This is a genomic window from Leptolyngbya sp. KIOST-1 (assembly GCF_000763385.1).
Classification (GTDB): Bacteria; Cyanobacteriota; Cyanobacteriia; order Phormidesmidales; family Phormidesmidaceae; genus Nodosilinea.
In genome coordinates this window covers 131,400-151,362 of record NZ_JQFA01000004.1, presented here as the reverse complement: position 1 = coordinate 151,362, position 19,963 = coordinate 131,400, and the positions used below count along the sequence as shown (strand labels likewise).

18 protein-coding genes are annotated in these 19,963 nt (G+C 62.0%); 4 read left to right on the top strand and 14 right to left on the bottom strand.

All coding sequences use genetic code 11. From position 1 onward, the window contains the following. Positions 1–39: 39 nt before the first annotated feature. Complete coding sequence (locus NF78_RS28405; protein WP_052050704.1) at positions 40–1,017, top strand: CIA30 family protein; 978 nt, start codon at positions 40–42, stop codon at positions 1,015–1,017. A gap of 177 nt (positions 1,018–1,194) precedes the next feature. Here NF78_RS28405 and NF78_RS17775 read toward each other — a convergent pair whose 3' ends face one another. The 5 genes from NF78_RS17775 to NF78_RS17755 form a co-directional block, all read right to left on the bottom strand. Beyond that, positions 1,195–1,812 carry a DUF3318 domain-containing protein gene (locus NF78_RS17775; RefSeq protein WP_318655512.1) on the bottom strand — a complete coding sequence of 206 codons (618 nt, stop codon included), beginning with the start codon at positions 1,810–1,812 and terminating at the stop codon, positions 1,195–1,197. Positions 1,813–2,021: 209 nt separating this feature from the next. Continuing rightward, entirely contained in the window at positions 2,022–3,065 is a 1,044-nt protein-coding gene (gene dusB / locus NF78_RS17770; RefSeq protein WP_035990462.1) for a tRNA dihydrouridine synthase DusB, read from the bottom strand. After that, positions 3,058–5,070, bottom strand: a complete 2,013-nt coding sequence (locus tag NF78_RS28400; protein ID WP_081972745.1) for a diguanylate cyclase domain-containing protein — start codon at positions 5,068–5,070, stop codon at positions 3,058–3,060. The genes dusB and NF78_RS28400 overlap by 8 nt, the downstream gene beginning before the upstream one ends. 377 nt (positions 5,071–5,447) lie before the next feature. Further along, positions 5,448–6,935 (bottom strand): adenylate/guanylate cyclase domain-containing protein, encoded by a 1,488-nt coding sequence (locus NF78_RS17760; RefSeq protein ID WP_035990460.1) that lies wholly within the window; start codon positions 6,933–6,935, stop codon positions 5,448–5,450. A 205-nt stretch (positions 6,936–7,140) separates the two neighbouring features. After that, positions 7,141–8,229 (bottom strand): hypothetical protein, encoded by a 1,089-nt coding sequence (locus tag NF78_RS17755; RefSeq protein WP_035990458.1) that lies wholly within the window; start codon positions 8,227–8,229, stop codon positions 7,141–7,143. A 356-nt stretch (positions 8,230–8,585) separates the two neighbouring features. Between NF78_RS17755 and recJ the strand changes: the two genes are divergently transcribed. The 3 genes from recJ to NF78_RS17740 are packed head-to-tail and all read left to right on the top strand — an operon-like array spanning position 8,586 to position 12,524. Continuing rightward, a complete protein-coding gene (gene recJ / locus NF78_RS17750) occupies positions 8,586–10,901 on the top strand; it encodes a single-stranded-DNA-specific exonuclease RecJ (protein WP_052050702.1) in 2,316 nt (771 codons plus the stop codon). 32 nt (positions 10,902–10,933) lie between these two features. Further along, entirely contained in the window at positions 10,934–11,665 is a 732-nt protein-coding gene (gene sfsA, locus NF78_RS17745; RefSeq protein WP_035990456.1) for a DNA/RNA nuclease SfsA, read from the top strand. Positions 11,666–11,687: 22 nt separating this feature from the next. Further along, positions 11,688–12,524, top strand: coding sequence for an alpha/beta hydrolase (locus tag NF78_RS17740; RefSeq protein WP_035990453.1), 837 nt, complete (start codon positions 11,688–11,690; stop codon positions 12,522–12,524). 222 nt (positions 12,525–12,746) lie between these two features. On the opposite strand, the gene NF78_RS17735 is transcribed toward NF78_RS17740, so the two are convergent. From NF78_RS17735 to NF78_RS17695, 9 genes are all read right to left on the bottom strand, one after another. After that, positions 12,747–13,487 carry a WecB/TagA/CpsF family glycosyltransferase gene (locus tag NF78_RS17735; RefSeq protein ID WP_035990451.1) on the bottom strand — a complete coding sequence of 247 codons (741 nt, stop codon included), beginning with the start codon at positions 13,485–13,487 and terminating at the stop codon, positions 12,747–12,749. A 343-nt stretch (positions 13,488–13,830) separates the two neighbouring features. Beyond that, a complete protein-coding gene (locus NF78_RS17730; protein WP_035990448.1) occupies positions 13,831–14,463 on the bottom strand; it encodes a HEAT repeat domain-containing protein in 633 nt (210 codons plus the stop codon). Between the two features lie 25 nt (positions 14,464–14,488). Further along, positions 14,489–15,034, bottom strand: a complete 546-nt coding sequence (locus NF78_RS17725; protein WP_035993168.1) for an opioid growth factor receptor-related protein — start codon at positions 15,032–15,034, stop codon at positions 14,489–14,491. 105 nt (positions 15,035–15,139) lie between these two features. Next, on the bottom strand, positions 15,140–15,973 hold the full coding sequence (locus NF78_RS17720) for a HEAT repeat domain-containing protein (RefSeq protein WP_035990446.1): 834 nt from the start codon (positions 15,971–15,973) through the stop codon (positions 15,140–15,142). Between the two features lie 32 nt (positions 15,974–16,005). After that, a complete protein-coding gene (locus NF78_RS17715) occupies positions 16,006–16,242 on the bottom strand; it encodes a phycobilisome linker polypeptide (protein WP_035990444.1) in 237 nt (78 codons plus the stop codon). An 89-nt stretch (positions 16,243–16,331) separates the two neighbouring features. Beyond that, positions 16,332–17,207, bottom strand: a complete 876-nt coding sequence (locus tag NF78_RS17710; protein WP_035990442.1) for a phycobilisome linker polypeptide — start codon at positions 17,205–17,207, stop codon at positions 16,332–16,334. 226 nt (positions 17,208–17,433) lie between these two features. Beyond that, positions 17,434–18,246, bottom strand: a complete 813-nt coding sequence (locus NF78_RS17705; RefSeq protein ID WP_035990440.1) for a phycobilisome linker polypeptide — start codon at positions 18,244–18,246, stop codon at positions 17,434–17,436. Positions 18,247–18,346: 100 nt separating this feature from the next. Then, positions 18,347–18,835, bottom strand: coding sequence for a phycocyanin subunit alpha (gene cpcA, locus NF78_RS17700; RefSeq protein ID WP_035990438.1), 489 nt, complete (start codon positions 18,833–18,835; stop codon positions 18,347–18,349). Between the two features lie 123 nt (positions 18,836–18,958). Beyond that, complete coding sequence (locus tag NF78_RS17695) at positions 18,959–19,477, bottom strand: phycocyanin subunit beta (protein WP_035990435.1); 519 nt, start codon at positions 19,475–19,477, stop codon at positions 18,959–18,961. Positions 19,478–19,963: the final 486 nt, after the last annotated feature.

Here is a 19,963-nt window from a genome sequence, read left to right as displayed (position 1 = left end):
CTAAGAGTCCTGCCTGGACTCGCCCGTACCGATGCCGCCATGTCCCAAGCTCCCCCCAGTCTAGCGCCTGTGTCGCCGCCACCGAAGGTAGTTCTGCTGGGTGGAGCAGGCCGTACCGCCGATCGGCTCAGCGCCGCGATCCAGCCGCTTGGCTACCAGGTGGGAACGGTCGCTGAGGGGACTGACTGTCCTGACATCGTCAATACGGCGGTGGTGGTTGGGCTGCCCACCGAGGAGTCGGACAACCCGCAGACCTGGATTGCTCAGCTGGGCCAGCGGACGCCCTACGAGGAGGCTACCCTGATTGACTTCCAGCCGCTCGACCCGGCGATCGCGGTCCTGTGGGGCAGCCTGGACGACGGCGTGATGGGGGGTGTCAGCACCAGCCAGGTGCAGTGGCAGCAGGGGCTGCGATTTGTGGGCCAGGTTTCAACGGCCAACAGTGGCGGCTTTGCCTCGATCCGCACCCGCAACCTGGAGCCGCCCCTGGACCTGGGCCAGTGGCAGGGCACGGTGCTGCAGGTCCAGGGCGACGGCCAGCGCTACAAGTGGATTTTGCGCGACAGCCCCGGCTGGGACAGCCTGGCCTACTGTCGCTCATTTGATACCGCCGCCGATTCCTCCAGCCAAATTCGAACGCCCTTTCGGGCCATGGTGGCCACCCGACGCGCCCGCACGATGCCCGAAGCCACTCCCCTAAATCCAACCCAGCTGTACTCCATGCAGCTGATGCTGAGCAAGTTTGAGTACGACGGCGAGCTAAATCCGGCTTTCCAGGCCGGTGCGTTTGGGCTCACGGTGCGCCAGGTGGGAGTCTACCGCCAGGGGGCAAAGCCGCTGGTGGTGCTACCTGAAGGGTCTTCAGAGGTCGGGGCAGTGCTGACGGCGGCGGGCCTGACTGGGGTGGTGCCCCAGGGCTCTGGGTTTGAGGTGGTTGGGGCCAGCGGTCACCTGCCGCCAGAGGTAACTCCGGAGCTGGTCTCTTCAATTTTGCAAGTGGTTGGCGTTGCGGGTTAGGGCGTTATAGAACCCAGGTATGAATTCAAAATTTAACCCCTCCCGTGGAGGCAAACGACCGTTTGCCCCGATTAGGAGCGTTGGATGATTGATTCATCCCCGTGTTCAGCAACGCCAGACGGGCTAGGGGCTGTAACCCTTGGTGTTGGGCCGTTTAGCAGCTATGAATGACAGTCTCTAGTAGGCCGATCGCATGTCGCCGCGCTCGGCCCGGGCGCTCTCTTTGGCCTTGGCGGCGCTCTTTTTGAGGGCCTCCAGGCGCTTGATGTAGCGATCGCGCTGGCGCTTCTTGGGGGTTTGCTCGATCAGTGTTTTGAGGGCGCTGCCCAGGCTCTTGTAGGCATTGGGCAGGGTGTAGCCAAAGCGGGTGGCAATGGCGATCGCCCGCTCGTCGGCACTGATGCTCTCCTGTAGGGTTTTTTGGTTGTTGTTGCGCTTGTAGAGCCGCCAGCTGGAAAACCCGCACAGACTCAGGGCCAGCATCAGCAGCAGCCCGTCCTGTACCCACAGTTCGCCCACCGCACCGCCCAGGCCAATCGCCAGAGCCGCCATTTCCCAACCGTCCCGGGGAATGGTGTCGTTTTGGATGCGGCCCACCTCGTGCCAGAACAGTAGATTGCGCTGGTCGAGGGCCAGCTGCTCCCATTTGAGCAGATCGACCTGAATTTCGACCTGGTCTTTGCCCAGTTCTTCACAGGTGATTAAGGGTGGGGTAACGTCAATGGCCGACTCCACCGTCACCCAGCTCTGAAGCTCTGGGGGCAGTAGGCTTCTCAGACGGCGAAGCTCACCCATATCGGCGCGGGCAGTGGCGTACGAGGTCATGGAGGTTACGGGGTGGAAACTGCAAAATTAAATTTATTAATAGATCCTACCTTAAAGCCCATTAGTCAAGGGTCGGTTATCCGATGGGTAGCCGGGGTTGCCACGGAAGCATCTACGGTTGAGCCGGGCTGAGGAGACTGATACAGACCATTATATGGCCCAGCGCCAGAGGGACAGGCCTAGCGGGCCAGGGCCGCCGGGGAGACCAAATTGGCGATCGCGCCATCCAGCAGAGCGTAGCCCGCCTCCACCGTATCGATCTGGCAGAGCTGCTGGCGCAGGGGAGCGGCCCCCTCAAACCCTTTGACGTACCAGGCCATGTGTTTGCGGGCCTGGTGAATGCCCTTCTGGCCCTTGTACTGCCACAGCAGGCCCAGGTGCTCTCGGGCGCACCCCAGTCGGTCCCTGGAGGTGGGGGCCGGCGGGACGCAGCCGGTTTTGAGAAACTGGTCAATTTCACCCACCAGAAAGGGATAGCCCAGAGTGCCCCGCGAGCACATCACTCCATCGGCCCCGGTTTGCTCCAGGCAGCGTGCCGCCGCCGCCACCGAAACAATATCGCCATTGGCGATGACGGGAATGGACAGCGCCGCCTTGACTCGGGCGATCCACTCCCAGCGGGCCGGACCGTGATAGCCCTGGCTGCGGGTGCGGCCGTGGAGGGTGAGCATTTGGGCTCCGGCAGCTTCCATCTGGCGGGCAAATTCGACGGCGTTGATGTGGTCGTCATCCCAGCCAATCCGGGTTTTGACGGTGACGGGGACAGGAACGGCCTCAGCTACAGTGCGCACGATCGCCGCGGCCACCTCGGGCTGGCGCAGCAGCGACGAGCCCCCGCCTTTTTTGGTGATTTTGTTGACCGGACAGCCCATGTTGATGTCGATGGTTCTGGCCCCTTCGGCCACGGCTTTGCGAGCGGCGGCGGCCATAAAGTCGGGCCGACAGTCAAACAGCTGAACGCTGATCGGCTGCTCGCTGGGGTCAATGTCCATGATTTTTTCGAGCTGCTGGGCCTGACAGACCCCAGTGGCCTGAACCATCTCGGTATACAGCATGGAGCTGGGGGCGTAGCGGCGCACCAGCTGGCGAAAGGCGCGATCGGTGACGCCGGAGAGGGGCGACTGCAGCACCCGGCTGGGCACGGTGACAGAACCGATCACCAGGGGCGATCGCAGTCGCTGCTGCAGGGCGGGGGACAGGCTAACGGTGGCTAAATCAGGCATTTGCTGATTCTATCGCCTCCGACCACAGGCAGTAGCGGTTGCGGCCATTCTCCTTAGCGGCGTAGAGGGCCTGATCGGCCCGCTGAATCAACGTTTCGGTGGGCAGAGCAGGGGTCGGAATGAGGACGGCAATGCCAAAGCTGACGGTAACCTGCCCGTACAGCGGGGAGGCGGCGTTGGCAATGGCGAGACGCGTGAGGTAGGTCTGGGCTGCCGCGGCTAGGGCGATCGCCCCGGCCGCGGTCGTGTTGGGCAAGATCAGGGCAAACTCTTCGCCCCCGTAGCGGGCGGCCAGATCGGCGGGGCGCTTGGTCACCTGGGCCAGCAGGCGGGCGATCGATCGCAGGCAGTCGTCGCCCGCCAGGTGGCCGTAGGTGTCGTTATAGCCCTTGAAATAGTCGACATCGGCCAGTACCAGGGCCAAACTGCCCTGTTCTCGCTGCAGGCGCTGCCACTCCTGGGCCAGGTAGCGGTCAAACTCGCGGCGGTTGGCAATCTGGGTCAGGCCGTCGAGGTGGGCCAGCCGCTGCAGCTCATCGTTAGCGGCCTGGAGCTGCTGGTAGAGGGTGGCCTGCTGCAACGCCTGACTGAGCTGCAGCGTCACTTCTTCAATCAGGCTCAGATCGCTTTGCGTCCAGAGGCTTTTGTGCTCAATGGCGCTCAGGTAGTCAGGGCTGGGGCAGGCCCACAGTACCCCCTGCACTTGGTTTTCGATTCGAATGGCCGTGGCCAGGTAGGTTGTGTCCCCCTGCACCACCAGCTGGGAGGCATTGGGTCGCAGCTGCAGCGGATTGACCCGGTAGGGCAAAACCACCAGGCTGCTGTCCAGCATCAGCTGCTGTCGCAGCGCATCGGTAATTTCTAGCGGAACGGTGGGTTCACTCATGCCAGGCGACGGCACGGCAACCACAAACGGCGTGGGTAGGTTCGCCAGATTGTGTTGCAGCAGGGTAATCCCGCACTGGCGCAGGCGGAGGGCATTGCCCAGGTGCTCGACGGTGCAGGTGAGAATGTGCTGGACGTCCAGGCTGGCGCGAATTTCGTCGAGAATGTGGTTGAGCAACATCTCCTGGCGAGCCTGGTGCCGGACCTGTTCAAACAGGTGGCTCTGCTGCAGGGCGATCGCCAGGTGGGCCGAGATCTCAAGCAGGAGATCAATCTCGTGGGGCTGCCAGCATCGGGGCCCGTAGCACTGGTGCACAATGATCAGGCCCCACAGGTAGCGGGGCTGCCCAGGCAGATTGTGAATAATCGGGGCAACCAGGTTGGCTCGAATGTCAAAGCTCCGCAGCATTGCTCGATAGCACTGGCTCACGTTGCCCAGCGCTTCCACATCGTTAATCTGGCCAATTCGCCCCGACCAATACTTGGCGGCGTGCTCCTGGTCAAAGCAGGCGTCTTCTACCTGGCGGTGCAGTACCGACAGCGATTCATCGACAACGGCTTCGTGGGTGACCAGGCCGCGGCCGTTGCGGCCAAACTGGTAGATAATCACGCGATCGGCCTGGATCTGCTGCCGCACGTCCTGCACGGCGGTCTGCAAAATTGTCTCTAGATCGAGCGTGTTGTGCAGTCGCTGCAGGCTGTCCTTCAGCAGAGTAGGGCGGGTAGATGGGGCGGCGGTGACCGCCAGCCAGTGGTCGACTCGCGCGGTCACATCGGCGGCGACAAAGGGGTAGGTTAAATAGTCTTGGCCCCCCGAGGTAAACACCTGCTGGCGGCTGGGGGCATCCTCAAACCAGCCGGCAAAGAGGACCGGTATAGCGGCTGTGGTGGGGTTGGCGGCCAGCTTTTGGCCCAGGGTATAGCCCCAGCTGCTGGCCCCGGCGACCTGTAGGATGATCAGATCGGGCAGCGGGTCTGACGACCCTGCCCGGAGCAGCACCTCCGTTTCTGTACAGATCTGCACCCGGTGGCCGGCGGTAGACAGGAGCTGGGCCAGGGCCTCAGCCTGGTGGGGGGCAGCCTTCGCGATCAAAACCGTTGCCTGTTGACGTAACGACATCCCTGCCACCCTCTACCCGAGCCTTGCCAGGCCCCGGCGCGACCCAATATAGCCATCGCCAGAACCGTTAGGACATGACCAATGCTCCTGAAGCGATGGCTATACGCCATTGCGCCGCCCCAGTTTTTTGCCTTTGGAAGCGGCCAATGGCCTAGGCGCAATGGCCATCGCTATATCACCTGATCAACGCCTCCTCCCTCACTCCTCCGCCCAAGGGCAGTGGGGTGTTTTTGCCTTACCCCCTAGCGTTCCCGTGGGGGGCGGTGTCCTCGCACAAAAGGCTGTGCCAGATAGAATGCTGCCCCAGACAGTGAAGTGACCTCGAACCAGGCCTCGATTACGCTAGCATAGCGACCTCTAGAGCTGGTGTAGCTGATTTAGCGTCGCCCTACGAGCCAGTAGGTCATCATCTGGCCCCGACCTTTGACCGCCACATAGCCCCGGGGCTCAAACTGAAACTGGTCCTTGAGCTTTTCGTATAGCTCGGGCGTTACCTGAATCCGTTGGGCCTCGCCTGTGGCCTCCATGCGGCTGGCAATATTGACGGTGTCGCCCCAGAGGTCGTAAGCAAACTTGCGTCGGCCAATCACCCCGGCGACGACCGGACCTGTGTTGATGCCCACCCGAATTTGAAAGGTGTTGCCGTCAGGTCGGGGGAACTGCTTAATAGCGTCACAGATGTCGAGGGCAAATTGGGCGATCGCAGCGGCGTGGTCATCGTTGAGGGTGGGCAGCCCCCCGGCCACCATGTAGGCATCGCCGATGGTCTTGATCTTTTCTAGCCGATGAAACTCGGCCAGCTGGTCAAACATGGAGAACACTTCGTTCAGCATCTTGACCAGCTGGCGCGGCGTCATCTGGCTGGAGGCGGCGGTAAAGTTAACCAGGTCGGCAAACAGCACGCTGACCTGGTCCAGGCTTTCGGCAATGGTGCGAGCTCCGCCCTTGAGCCGCTGGGCAATGCGGTAGGGCAAAATGTTGACCAGCAGGCGATCGGCCTGCTGCCGCTGCTGGCGCAGTTCGGTCTCCATCTGGCGCCGCTCGCTGATGTCGTGAACGATGCCCTCGTAGTGTAGGAAGTTGCCTTCTTTATCCCACACTTTCCAAATGTCTTCGCTGACCCAAAAAGTGGTGCCGTCTTTGCGAAATACCTCTGACTCAGCGTCGGTAATCTTGTCAAAGCGATTCAGGTAGACCACCAGCTCATCGCGACGCTTGGGCTGGAGATAGATCTGGCGGCTGATATCGGCGATGGTGTCCACCATCGCCTGGGCGGAGTCGTAGCCGTAGAGGCGAGCCATGGATGGGTTGACGCTGAGCAGCTGACCGTCCACTGATGCCTTGAAGATGCCCACCGTTGCATTCTCAAAAATGCTGCGGTAGTTGGTTTCGGCGGCCATCAGCGCCCGTTCCATCTTGGTGCGCTCCTGCACCTCCTGGGTGAGCAGGGCGTTTTGCTGGCTGAGCTGCTGCCGCTGCTGGGCCAACCGCAGCTGGTTCTGCACCCGCACCAGCACCTCCTGCACAGCAAACGGTTTGGTGATGTAGTCGGTGGCCCCCGCCTGAAACGCCTTGACCTTGTCGATGGAGTCTACTAGCGAACTGAGGACAATGACTGGAATCTCGGTGGTCAACGGATCGTGCTTGAGCTGCTGGCACAGGGTATAGCCGTCCATGTCCGGCAGCAGCAGATCGAGCAGCACCAGACCCGGTTTTGAGGCGGAGATATACGCGATCGCCTGCTGCCCACTTTCGGCCACCAGAATTTTGTACCCCTGCTGGCTCAGCAGCCGTTGCAGCAGGCACGCGGTTTCAGTATCGTCGTCGACGATGACTAAATCGATAGCGGCGGGAGCGTCATCCACAGAGCGGGGGCAGGGCAGGCTAGGTCATTGGTCTAAGCATAGGGGCATTGCGTTGAAATGATGCACCAAAATCTGTCCTCGGCTCTAGGGTAGCGCTGTTGGTCCCCCCTGGGGGGTTGAACCCCTGAATGGCTGGCCGCGTGGAGTGGCCCTGGGGCGGGTAGAACCAGGGCCGGAGCCGATTCTGGGGATATGGGGAACGTCCCTAGCGGACCTTGAGAGCGCCGCCGCGATCGCGGTACCCCGTCACCAGCCCCTGGCGGAAGGACACCTCGCCCTCGCTGAAGTGAAATACCTCCTCGCAGTTGGTGTCATTGCGGCTGACCGCCATGGGGGTTTGGCCCTCGGCCCGCAGCACGTCACCCCGGCTCGACCCCATGGTCCAGAATTGGGGGGTGGGTTGCTCTGGCGGTAGGGGCGGCAGCTGGAGCGATACTTTCAGAGTGTTGTCGGAGTTGAGGTAGCCAATCGCGTGGCCATTTTCAAACAGCACCGAACTCTTGCCGTAGTAGAGGGTTGTAAATTGCTGGGAGGTGTACTGCTCCTGACGGGTCGGTGCGCCCTGAACCTGTACCACTTCGGCCTGGGTTGACCCCAGGGTCCAGTGGTTCTCGGGGGCTTGGGTAGAAACCACCAGGGGGCTGTTGGCCAGCACCCGCAGGTTGCCTTCCCCGTTGTCGTACTGCTTGACATAGCCGTTGTGCAGTTCGACCAGGCTGTTGCCGTAGCGCAGGGTTTGCTGGCAGGCATTGTGGTGCTGCATGGTCTGAGAGGGGGCCCCCTGAATGGCCATCACCAGGTCGCGGTCAGAGCCAATGGTCCAGTAGGTTTTGTCGGCGGGGGTGAGGTGGGGGCGGCTGTCCACGTTGCTCTGGGCGTACTGGAGGTTGCGTTCGTACTCGCCCACCTTAGTCTGGGCCAGGGCCGCGTTGGGGTTGCCGTTGGGCACCGCCCGCATGTGGGCGATCGCCTGTTGCCAGAGCATCGCCACCTCGGCCCACTCCTCGCTGTAGGCGGCGGTTTGGGTCAGCTCGGCGGCCGCCATGGCCCGCTCGGCACCCTGGCGAAAGGGGTCGGCCTGGGTCGCGGCCTCCGCTCGGTAGAGAGGCAGGGACAGCGATCGCGCCTGGGGCACCAGCCAAAAGACGCTGGCGGCGACCCCCAGACCCACCGACAGGCCCACCGCTCCCCAGGTGAGTCGCTCGCGCAGGGTTTGGCCGGGGCGCTTGAGTTGGAAGGTATAGAGAGTTTGAGGCTTTTGCCCGTCTAGCTCGGGGTGGCTATGTTTAGTCATAGTGGTGGGTGAGGAGTACACGACCCCAGACATACCTGGCCCACTCAGGGGCTAAGGCAGCGTTGTCCTGGGACTTCCGAAAATCAGTAAACCTGGTGACGTTTTTTCAGGAACGCTGGCGGTAATGACAACAGAGGCGGCCGACCTCAATTTATCTACCTTAAGATAGAAGGTGGTAAGAGGGATTTTCATCCGAAAGGATGAAATCCTCAGCCCTATTCACCCTATCCTAGGCCATCGATCTATAATTCTAGGCTTGTCTGATTTTATGGAAGCTTATTTAAACTGCCCCAGTCCGTCAACCCTGCACCACTCTGATATCACTTTTTCGTGACTAAGTCTGCTTAGGATCGAACATGAATGAACTTTCGCTGGGGTGGCAGCTGCCCCCAGCCGAGCCCTGCCCCGATTGCTGGGTCGATGCCGTGGCCCAGGCGCTGCCAGGCCCTAACCACCGCTGGCTGGCCCAGGTGCTATGGCAGCGCCAGGTGTGTTCCCTTGAGGATCTGGCTGGCTGGCTCAACCCGGCGGCCTACCGGCCAACGCCAGCCAGCGCCCTGGGGGCCGACCTGGCGATCGCGGTCAACCGACTCCAGCAGGCGATTGACACCCAGGAGAAGGTGGCAATCTGGGGTGACTTCGATGCGGACGGGGTAACCGCCACGGCGGTGCTGTGGGACGGGTTGGGCCAGCTGATTCCCAAGGGCGATCGGCTCAGGTACTTCATCCCCAACCGCCTGATCGAATCCCATGGGCTGTCGCGGCGCGGCCTGGACCAGCTGGCCGAGTGGGGAGCCACCCTGCTGGTCACCTGCGACACCGGCAGCACCAGCGGGGCGGAAATTGCCTACGCCACGGACCTGGGCATGGCGGTGATCGTGACCGACCACCACACCCTGCCGCCCGGCGAGAGTGGGGCCGACATCGGCGCAGTGGCGCTGCTCAACCCCCGGCGGCTGCCGCCGGAGCATCCCCTGGCGACCCTCTCGGGGGTGGCGGTGGCCTACAAGCTGCTGGAGGGGCTCTACGGAGCGCTGGCGTCGCCGCCGCCCCTGGACCCGGTGCTGGATCTGGTGGCGATCGGCCTGATTGCCGACCTGGTGGAGCTGCGGGGGGACTGTCGCTACCTGGCCCAGCGGGGGCTGGCGCAGCTACAAACCCAGACCCAACCGCACCCCCCCTACCCCAGGCCGGGGCTGGCGGAGCTGCTGGCCCTCTGCAAGCGCACGGGCGATCGCCCGACGGATATTTCCTTTGGGCTGGGGCCGCGCATCAACGCCGTCAGCCGCATCCACGGCGATGCCAGCTTCTGTGTGGAGCTGCTGACCAGCCAGGACCGCGATCGCTGCAAAACCCTGGCCTCCGAAGCAGAGCTGGCCAATACCCGCCGCAAGGCCCTCCAGCGCGATCTCTACGAGCAGGTGATGGCCAGGGTGGCCCAGGTCGACCTCGCCACCACCCGCTGTCTGGTGCTGGCCGACGAGCAGTGGCCCACGGGCATTCTGGGCCTGGTGGCGGGGCAGGTGGCCCAGGCCCTGGGGCGGCCCACCATTCTGCTGCGCCTCGATCCCCCCGACCAGACCGCTGGCCCCCAGCTAGCGCGGGGGTCGGCGCGATCGGTAAAGGGGCTGGATCTGTACCAGCTGTTTCAGGCCCAGGCCGACCTGCTCAGCGGCTTTGGGGGACATCCCCTGGCGGCGGGGCTGACCCTGCCGGTGGAGCACATTGAGCTGCTGGCGGCGGCGCTCAACCGGATGGTGCGTGAGCAGCTGGGCGGGGACTCCGCGCCCCAGCCGGTGCTGGAAATCGATCTGGCGGTGACGGTGAGCGACCTGGGCCAGCCTCTGTTTCGCCAACTGAAGGCGCTGGAGCCCTGCGGCATGGGCAACCCGGTGCCAAAGCTGCTGGTGCGCCAGGCCTGGTTTCAAAATGCGTTTCACAGGCGGCTGCGCGATCGCCACAACAAGACCGTCGGCTTCATCAAGACCGAGTTTGAGCTGTGGGATGACGGCGCTGTGGCCGGGTTTCCGGGGGAGTGGTGGGGCCACTACCGCGACGAGCTGCCGACGGGGCGCTGCGACCTGGTGGTGGAGCTGGACTTCAACAGTCACACCGGCTACCACGTCAAGCTGGTGGATGTGCGGCCGGTGCAGGTCGAGGCGGCTGGAGCAATGCCGTCACCAGCGGTTCCCATTTTGGATTGGCGGCAGCAGGTGCCCCCGGAGCCCGCTGCGGCGCTGCGGGTCGATCAGGCCCCGGTGCAGTGGAGTGACTGGCAGGCCTGGCAGCGGCAGGCGGCGCAGACCGGTCTCCCCCTGGCCCTGACCTTTGCAGCCGACGATGACCTGTCCCCGGTTGTGGTCTGGCAGGAGCTGGTGGGGGTGGCCAAGTACCTGGTTCGCACGGGCAAGACGGTGGCGCGATCGCAGCTCAGCGATCGGCTGCGCCTGTCGGCCCCCAGTCTGGCCATCGGTCTGTCTGCCCTTCAGGTGTCTGGGTTTGAGATCACCGACCTGGATGACGATGCGATCGCCGTTCGGGCTAGCTCTGGTTCCCCTGACCCCAGTTCAGCGCCCGAGCGAGCGCAGGTGCAGCGCTTTCTGGACGCTGTGCAGGAGGAGCAGTTTCGCCGCCGCTATTTTGCTCAGGTGCCCGTGACCGCCCTTTCCTGATAGGGTGGTCACGGCCCACCCTATTCTCTGCCATGGTCACCGACTGGTTCTACCCCTTTCCCCCGCTGATCGAGGGCACGCTGTTGAAGCGCTACAAGCGGTTTTTGGCCGACATTGAGCTGGCGACCGGGGAGGTGATCGTGGCCCACTGTCCCAATACCGGACCGATGACCGGGGTTTGCCACCCCGGCGGGCGGGTGCTGGTGTCCCACAGTACCGACCCCAAACGCAAGCTGGCCTACACCTGGGAACTGGCCGAGGTGCGCGACACGGTACCCACCTGGGCCGGGGTGAACACGGCTCTGCCGAACCGAGTGGTGAAATCGCTGCTGGAGGCCCGCCAAATTCCGGAACTGGGGGAGTACAGCACCATTCGCCCCGAGGTGCGCTACGGCGGCGACGGCAAAAGCCGGATCGACTTTGTGATCGCGGGGGAGACCAGCGCGGTGCCGACCTATATCGAGGTAAAAAACACGACCTGGGCCAGGGGCAACCTCGCCCTGTTTCCCGATACGGTGACCACCCGGGGTCAGAAGCACCTGAAGGAACTGGCGGCGCTGGGGCCTGCGGCCCGGGCGGTGATGCTGTACTTCATCAACCGGGGCGACTGCACGGCGTTTGCGCCGGGGGACGAGGCCGACCCCACCTACGGCAGGCTGCTGCGGGAGGCGGTGGCCCAGGGGGTGCAGGTGCTGCCCTGCCGGTTTGAGGTCACCCCCGAGGGGATGCGGTATGCGGGCCTTGCCCCGCTGGTTTTAGACTGAGGGCAGGCGGCTCGATTTGACCATGGCGCGTTCGATCTGGAGACGTTGGCTGATAGGGGAGCTGAGCTGGGCACGGCTGGGGCGATCGCTGGTGCTGATCTACCTGGTTTTCGCGCTCTACGTCTACCTGCGGGCCGACAGCATGATCTTTCTGCCCCAGCCCGCCAGCTACACCGACACCGAAGAAATTCTGAAAATTGCGGTCACCGATCGCGAACGGATCTCAGCTCTGTACCTGCCCAACCCCACCGCCCGCTACACCCTGCTCTACAGCCACGGCAACGCCGAGGATCTGGGGGACATTCGCCCGGTGCTGGAACGGCTTCACCGCTGGGGGTTTAGCGTGTTGGCCTACGATTACCGGGGCTACGGCACCAGCGACGGTCGCCCCAGCGCCGCCAACGCCTACGCCGATATTGAGGCGGCCTACAACTATCTAACTGGGGCACTCGGCAAGGCCCCGGCGCAAATCCTTCCCTATGGGCGCTCGGTGGGTAGCGGCCCGTCTACGGCTTTGGCCACAGACCATCCAGTCGCGGGGCTAATTTTGGAGAGTGCCTTTACTTCGGTCTTTCGGGTGGTGGTGCCCTTTCCGCTGCTGCCCTTCGACCGGTTTCCCAACCTCGACCGTCTGCCTCGCCTGGGCAGCCCGGTGCTGGTCATGCACGGCTATGCCGACCAGGTTATTCCCATTCACCACGGCAAGACCCTGTACGAAGCCGCCTTGACCCCAAAGCAGTCCCTCTGGGTGGACACCGCCGGGCACAACGACTTTACCTGGGTGGCAGGCGATCGCCATCGGCAAGCCCTGCTGGCGTTTGAGGGGCTGATTTCGAGCCTCCCAGGCCCTAATCCCTGAGCTCTGGGGGGGAATCCACCCGCCCAGAGCTGACCGGACAGTGGGCGTATACCGAATCCGAACCACACAACTTTGATTCCCCAAAGGCAGAACCGTAGGGTGCATTCCAAGCTAAACTCCCATCTGGCAACGTGCCGATCGCTTTGGTTAGCCGCGATGCACCGCGGAGAATCGGGGGTAGATAAGCCGGATTGAGTATTAGCAGTAGCTCTGTCCAGACCCTCAGCGGGCGGAATAGGTGAGCGATCGCAGGGCAAAGTGCGGCAGCGCCAGCATCCGTCGCCAGCGCCAGGGCTCTTTGTAGAGACGGTAGAGCCACTCCAGGTGGTTGTCGCACATCCACTGGGGCGCGCGGGACTTGACCCCGGCCCAAATGTCAAAGCTACCGCCGACCCCAATCCAAATGCTGTGGGGGCAGAGGTGGCGATGGTCGCGAATCCACAGCTCCTGCCGGGGAACTCCCATGCCCACCAGAATGACGCTGGGCTGAAGCTGCTCCAGGCGCTGCAAAAATTCGGGCTGCTCCTCAGGCCCCAGGTAGCCGTGCTGGGTACCGACGACCTTCAAGCCAGCCAACTGCCGCTGCCAGTAAATCCCGGCGCGATCGGCCACCCCTGGCACGCCACCGTACATAAAGACGGTTTCCTGGGGGGACAGACGCTTGAGCACCGACGCCGCCAGCTCAATGCCGGGCGATCGCTCAATCCGCTGCCCCTGGGTGCGGAAGTACAGCACCACCCCGGCTCCGTCGGGGATGACCAGTTCGGCATTGAGAATGACCTGGCGCAGGGCCGGGTTCTGGTCGGCCTGCATCGCCATTTCGGCGTTGAGGGTGACCACGTGGGCACCGTGCCCCTGGCGGTACTGTTCGACTAGCCAGCCGGCGTAGTCGGCCCGCCAGTGGACGGGCAACCCCATCACCTTTAAAACTTCTGGGCTATTTGAGCGCCCCGCTAACACCATAACGACCTCCTCGCACCTGCATCCACAAGTCAAGCGCCCAACCCAAGCCGTTAGCCCCGCGAGAGCCGTAGACCCCCGCAACCCAGGGTTTGAGGTCAGTCTCTCAGGCTGAACGCCTAGACGTAGCCATCGTCCGAACAGTTGGGACATGACTGATACGCTTCAAGCGATGGCTGTACGCCGTTGTGCTACCTCAGTTGGCAACCGTGGTACGGTTCAACGTCCTGAGCACAATGGCCATCGCTATATTTAAGCGCATCCACTTAGATCTGCGACTAACCATAGAGACCATACCTCGAAATTGAGGCATTGTGCTGCATTTCTCGCCAGCGAAACCAAGGCTTTAACGAGGGGCTGCCAGAGTGTCTAGAGCCAGCCGAGCTCGGGCCTGCACTGCAGGGGTTTCGTCCTGCTGAAACACCTGCTGTAGGGCGTTTAAGATCGGTGTTGGATCGGCCTTGACCAGGCCTTTGGCCAGGGTTTGCAGCGCGGCGATCGCGGCGTAGCGCACCACCCATTCTGGATCGGTTGTGGCCTGGGTCAGAACCTCCAGCACCTCGGCCTGGGACGCGGCAGCCTGGTCGGGAGTCAACCGCGTCCAGTCGATCGTACCGAGCCCCCGGGCGGCGGCCCGGCGCACGCTGAGGGCAAAGTCCCCCTTTGCGGTTTCGAGCAGCACGGGCAGGGCACGGGGGTCGCCAATCAGCGCCAGGGCGCGAATGGCCCAGGCCCGAGCGCCGTAATTGTAGCCGTCGATCTGCTCCAGCAGGGCGGGCACCGCGACGCTGCCCAGGGAGGCCAGGCCTTCCACCGCCGCTACCGCTGCGCCGGGGTTGTTGTAGCCCAGCACGGTAATCAGGGTGGGAATGGCGGCGGCATCCTGGGTGGCGGCTAACTGATGAACCGCTAGGGCCATGGCCCCTTTTGAATCGGCGGCTTCAACCGCCTGAATGAGCTCCGCTACTGTTGCGCCCACGTTTCTGTGCTCCCCTTACGCCTGCCTAGTCCGGCGGTCTGACGGCATTGGTCCAGTATTGAAAGGTTTCAGCCCCAATGCGATCGCCGCTCTCCCGATAAATGTCCTGCAAACACTGGTAAAACGCCCGGGCTTCGGCGACCAGCCCAAACATTGTCAGGCATTTAAGCATCCGAGTGATGCGCAGGTAGTTGTGGTTAAATCGGCCCAGCCAGGTGAACTGCCGCTGGGGGTAATGCTCTGCGCGCGTGACGATGGCTCCGGTAGAGCCCTGCTCCTGTCGCTGGAGCCCGTAGAACCGCAGCATGACATCCAGCGATCGCAACAGGTTCTGGCGCAGGGTCGGATCGTGCTGAAAGGCCCGAATAACGTCGGCATCGACCAGGGGCGCATGGAGGTTGAAGGCACTTCTTTCGCCCAGGGGAAACAGCCACTGAATGTAGTCGTGGACCGTCTCCAGGGTCTCAAACCCCCAGTTCCACATAGTCTGGATCGTGCGGCCCTGGGCGTCGGGCTGTTGACCCAGATAGAACGGCACAATTTTGTGGGTGAAGTGGTTTGCCTGACTCACCGGTGGCCACCCTCCAAACTCAACAACTGTCTCCAGGGTACGATCCGATCGCGCCCCCTGGGGCATGAACCGTGAGGATGTACGGAAGGATGCCCCCGCTCCAGGCTAGAGCAGATCGTCCATCAGCACCAGCACCTGACGGGCCTCGTCGGTTAGGCCACCGTGGGGAAAGCCCGACTGGCGCAGGTGTGACTCCAAAACCCCCTGCAGGGCAATCAGCTTGAGGCTGTTTTCGGCCAGGGTAGCGGCGATCGCCCCCGCCGCTGGCAAATACCCGATCGCGCCCAAATCCATCATTGCCGATCGCCTGAGCTGGAGGTTGGGCTCCTGCAGGCGCTCCATCAGGCGATCGCAGTAAGTGGTATCGCCGGTCAGCTGGTAGAGCGCCCGGGCGGCCGCATTTTGCACCTGGGCTACCTCATGCTCCAGAAACGGCGTGATCTCTGGAATCGCCTCAGTCGCGCCGAGGCTGCCCAGGGCTTCGAGTACGGCGTTATAGGGCTGAACCAGGTGGGGCTTGCCGGGGACGCCTACGGCGGCGACCACTCCCCCCGCCAGCAGGGCCCGCAGCGCTGAAATCGGCTGCGGATCCCCCAGCGCCTCCAGGGCCTGGGCGGCCGATTCGCGCACGTAGTAGTCGTCGCAGTCCAAGCACTGAATTAAGGCAGGTACGACGCGGCGATCGCCCAGCTTGCCCAGGGCCCGAGCCGCGTTGCGCCGCAGCGGGTACCCCCCGTCGGGGGCGCGATCGGCCTCATCCTCCAGCGCCGCCACCAGCGCCTCAACCGCTGCAGGTTCCGACACACGAAAGCGCCCTAGCCACCAGGCGGCATAGTAGCGCAGTCCCGTATCCACCGTCTGGCGCAGGTTCGCAAGGGCCTGCTCAACCGTCAGCGGCTCACCACCGGCCTGAATTGGCGGTTGCGACTCCTGCTCCATAATGATCGGGTCTCCAGCGAAACGCAGGTCGTCTAGTCAGACGCCAGAGGCTGAATGCTGACAATTTTGCCGCCCATGCGGGTAATCCGCTGCATTTCTTCGTTCATACGGCTGTAGGGCACCTTGATAAAGGTGCTGCCGCTCTTGCGAATGGGGTAGTTGTTTTGATCGGTGGCGTCGTTTTGGCGCAGCCCTTCAACTTCGTAGAGAAAAACCCGGTTGCCCGAGGGGGAAGTGGTCTGACTGCCAAAGGCATTTTGAGCGAGCATAGGAAACTCTCCTGGTCGTTGCGAGATCTCGAATACGGCGATAAAAAACCGTTGGGCAAACCTAGAGATTTGCCCAACGGCTGATAAACCTAGAGGCTGGCGGCGGTAACGCTGGTGACGCGGCCGCCCTGCTTGTGGATCTGCTGCAGCTTGGCCGACAGCTGTTCGTAGGGCACCAGGTAGGCGGTATTGATCCGCCGCACCTTGGGGTAGCGAGGCAGGTTGGCCCCCACCACTTCTACCCGGTACACCTTACCGGCGCTGGCTCCGTAGGGGGTGGACCCACCCAGGGCCTGGCTGGGGGTAGCCAGCTTGTTGGCCTGGGCCGACCAGCCCGCCGCCGCGCTGGTGGGGGGAATCACCGACGAAGAGGTGTTGCGGCCCAGCTCGCCCGCCAGGCGAGACTTCTTGCCGCCTGACTGGGCGCGATCGCTGGTGGCATAGCCCCGGTACACCTGGAAAATGCGGGTGAAGCCCACGGAGCGCTGGCCCGGCTGATAGACGAAACTGCGGTAGTAGGGCACCACGTTGTCGCCAAAGTTGGCCTGGTACTCTTCGCTGTCGATGAAGGAGTCTACGTCAGCGTCGTAGCCCTCGGTTTCGTAGCGATCGAGGTGCTCGACCACCTCGGCCTCGTCGTAGACGGCGCGGCCCAGCAGGTGCTTGGTGTGCAGCTCAATCACCCGGGTTTGGAAGTTGGGGTAGAAGAATTTTTCTTTATACAGCTCCGACTTGGCCACAGCCCGCACAAAGTCGCGAACGCTGATATAGCCATTCTTCAGCAGCGACTCGGCACCGACCAGGCGCTCAGATTTCATCAGGTAGTCGTTACCCAGAAGCTGGCGGTACACGGCCCGAATCACCACTTCGGCGTCTTCGGGAGACCAGTTGGCGCGTAGCTCCACGGGCGAGGTTTCACTAAATGCAGCCGTTCCCAGCCGGGATGCTGCCGTTGTAATAGGCACAGGATTATCCTCCTTATCAGCACAGTGGGCCAAACCCACTCCGAATTCAACACAGCGAAATCAAAACAGCAGAATAAAAACTGGCGCAGCACCCCAGACCCAGCCTTGATTCAGAGATTGCGCAGACCTAATGGCCTGCGCCAACCCTGCCCCAGAGCGCCAGCCCCAAAAGCTCCACAACCGTGGAACCCAGTACTCCGCCAGATACGGCGTCAAAGCCGCTGTCCTAGGCCGGGTCGACCTTGGTTACCCGACCGCCGGCGCGGTTAACTTGTTGAAGTTTGCGCGAGAGCTGCTCGTAGGGCACCAAAAACTCAGTGCAGGTGCGGCGCACCTGGGGGCTCCCGGCCACAGCGGCCTGGGTGACCCGAACCCGGTAGAGTCGCTCTCGGTTGCCGCCAGATCCGCCTACGATGGCGGCTCCGGTAGCACCACTTCCTACTGGCGAGGCGGAGTTGCGGGCAACTTCGGATACGAGCTGAGACCGAACCCCCTGGGCGCGATCGCTGGTACCATAGCCTCGATAGAGCTGGAAGAAGCGGGTAAACCCGACGGTTTTTTGGCTGCGCTGGGTCAGGTGGCCGCGATAGTAGGGCACAACGCTGTCCCCAAAGCTGTCGCGGTACTCGGCGGAATCGAGGTAGGAGTTGATTTCCGCTGCGTAGCCGTGGGTATTATAAAGATCGGTATGAAATGCGATTTCGTCCTGGCTGTAGGGCGCCCGACCCAGCAGGTGCTTATAGTTCAGCTCAATAAACCGATTTTGTGGACCGCTCAGGAAAAACTTGTCCCGATACAGGTCAGACAGGGCCAAGGCCCGGACAAAATCGCGAACTGAAATGTCTCCTTGCCGGAGCAGCGACTCGGCGCTGGTGTTGCGCTCACTGGCCATGATGTACTGGTTGCCGAATACCTGACGATAGGCGGCACGGATGACCGCTTCTACATCACCTTCGGTCCAGTTGGGCCGCAGCTCAACTCGCATTGACTCGCTGTAGGGCGAAACGCCAAGGCGTCCCGCTGCAGTGGTTACTGCCATGGTTGCCTCCTTGGGCGTATAGATACAACAATGCCCGGAGCAACAAACAATCGCTAACAAGTCGCTAACAACTGTCTGCCCCTCCGGGCAAATGGCCAACCTAGCTTAGAGCGTTGATGGCGTAGTCGATGTAGGAGTTGGCTTCAACGGCACCGTCGCCAGACAGACCGTGGTTAGCTTTGATGTACTTCAGAGCTTCCACGTACCAGCTGGGAGACAGTTCGAAGGTGCTGTTGATTTCGTCCAGGCCAGCCACCAGGTACTCATCCATGGGGCCGGTACCGCCAGCGATCAGGCAGTAGGTGACCATGCGGAGGTAGTAGCCGATGTCGCGAGAGCACTTAGCTTTGCCGCGCTCGTCAGCTGCGTAGTTAGCGCCCTGCATTTGGGTGGTGTAGGGGAACTTGTTGTACACGGCTTGAGCAGCGCCGCTCACCAGGGAGTCAGACTTGCTGGTCAGAGCTTTAGCAGCTTCCAGACCAGACTGAGCCTGGCGGAAACGGCCAAAGGCGGTTTGCATTTCGGTGCTGCTCAGGAAACGGCCCTGGGAATCAGCAGCAGCTACGGCTTCGGTCAAAGGGGTTTTCATAGTCTTAAGGTTCTCCTTCTATGGTCTTCACAGCGAATAAACGAATGAGAGGCCAGCGCAGCGTGACTAAACTCAAATATTGAGCAAATCAGGCGGCGCAAACCGGCTAAGGCTTAGCTAGACCTAAGCAACCGCAGCCGCAGCCAGGTCGAAGTAGCTGCCGATCTCGGAAACGAGGGAGCTGCAATCACCTTGGGTGATGTTGCTGGTGTCGTTCACGATACCGATGGCAGAGGCCTTCATTTTCTCAACGCCAGCAGCCACAGAAGCGCCGGGGGTGCCCAGAGCAACATAGGTCTCGCGCAGGCCATTCAGGCAGCGATCGTTGAGAACGCTGGCGTCGCCGGAGAAGACGGCGTAGGTCACATAGCGCAGGATGATTTCCATGTCGCGGAGGCAAGCAGCCATACGACGGTTGGTGTAGGCATTGCCACCGGGAGCGATCAGCTGGGGCTGCTCAGCGAACAGAGCGCGAGCAGCATCAGAAACGATCTTGGAAGAGTTGCTGGTGATGCGGTTCACGGCGTCCATGCGCTTGTTGCTGTCGGCAACCATGCGCTGCAGAGCATCAATCTGATCGGTGGAGAGGAAGTCGCCTCGTGCGTCAGCTTGGGAAACGACTTTAGTGAATGCGTCAAACATCGACTCAAATCTCCTAATATTTTTGTCGCTGAGTTTGCTTGAAAGTGGCCCCTGAAGATGTCCAGAGGACCGAGTTAATCATTAGTTCAGCCGGAGCTGCCTAACCAATCTATAGGAAGGATCTTAAAGATCAGCGTGTTCGGTTTTCTCATCTAGGTTACATTTCTTCAAGGTTGTTCAAGCTTCTACATAAACAGCTCAATATCCCTTGGAGAGGAGGTGGATGAGAGGGAGGAAGGGTGGTTCTGTAAGAGATCCGCAACATTCCTCGAAACCGTTGCCTGAATTGGCTTTCGCTAATTCAATTAACCCTCCAAAATTGTTTATACACCGCCATTGTGTCTTTGTCTTTTACAAGTTATTAAGGAAAAGCTATCGTTGGACCGGGGGCAAAGCGAAAGAATTTAGCTACCGCAGGCACTCCAGCCACTCTGTGAAATCCTCCTGGCCCTCTCAGGTGTTGTAATATTTCGCAACAATGGGGCC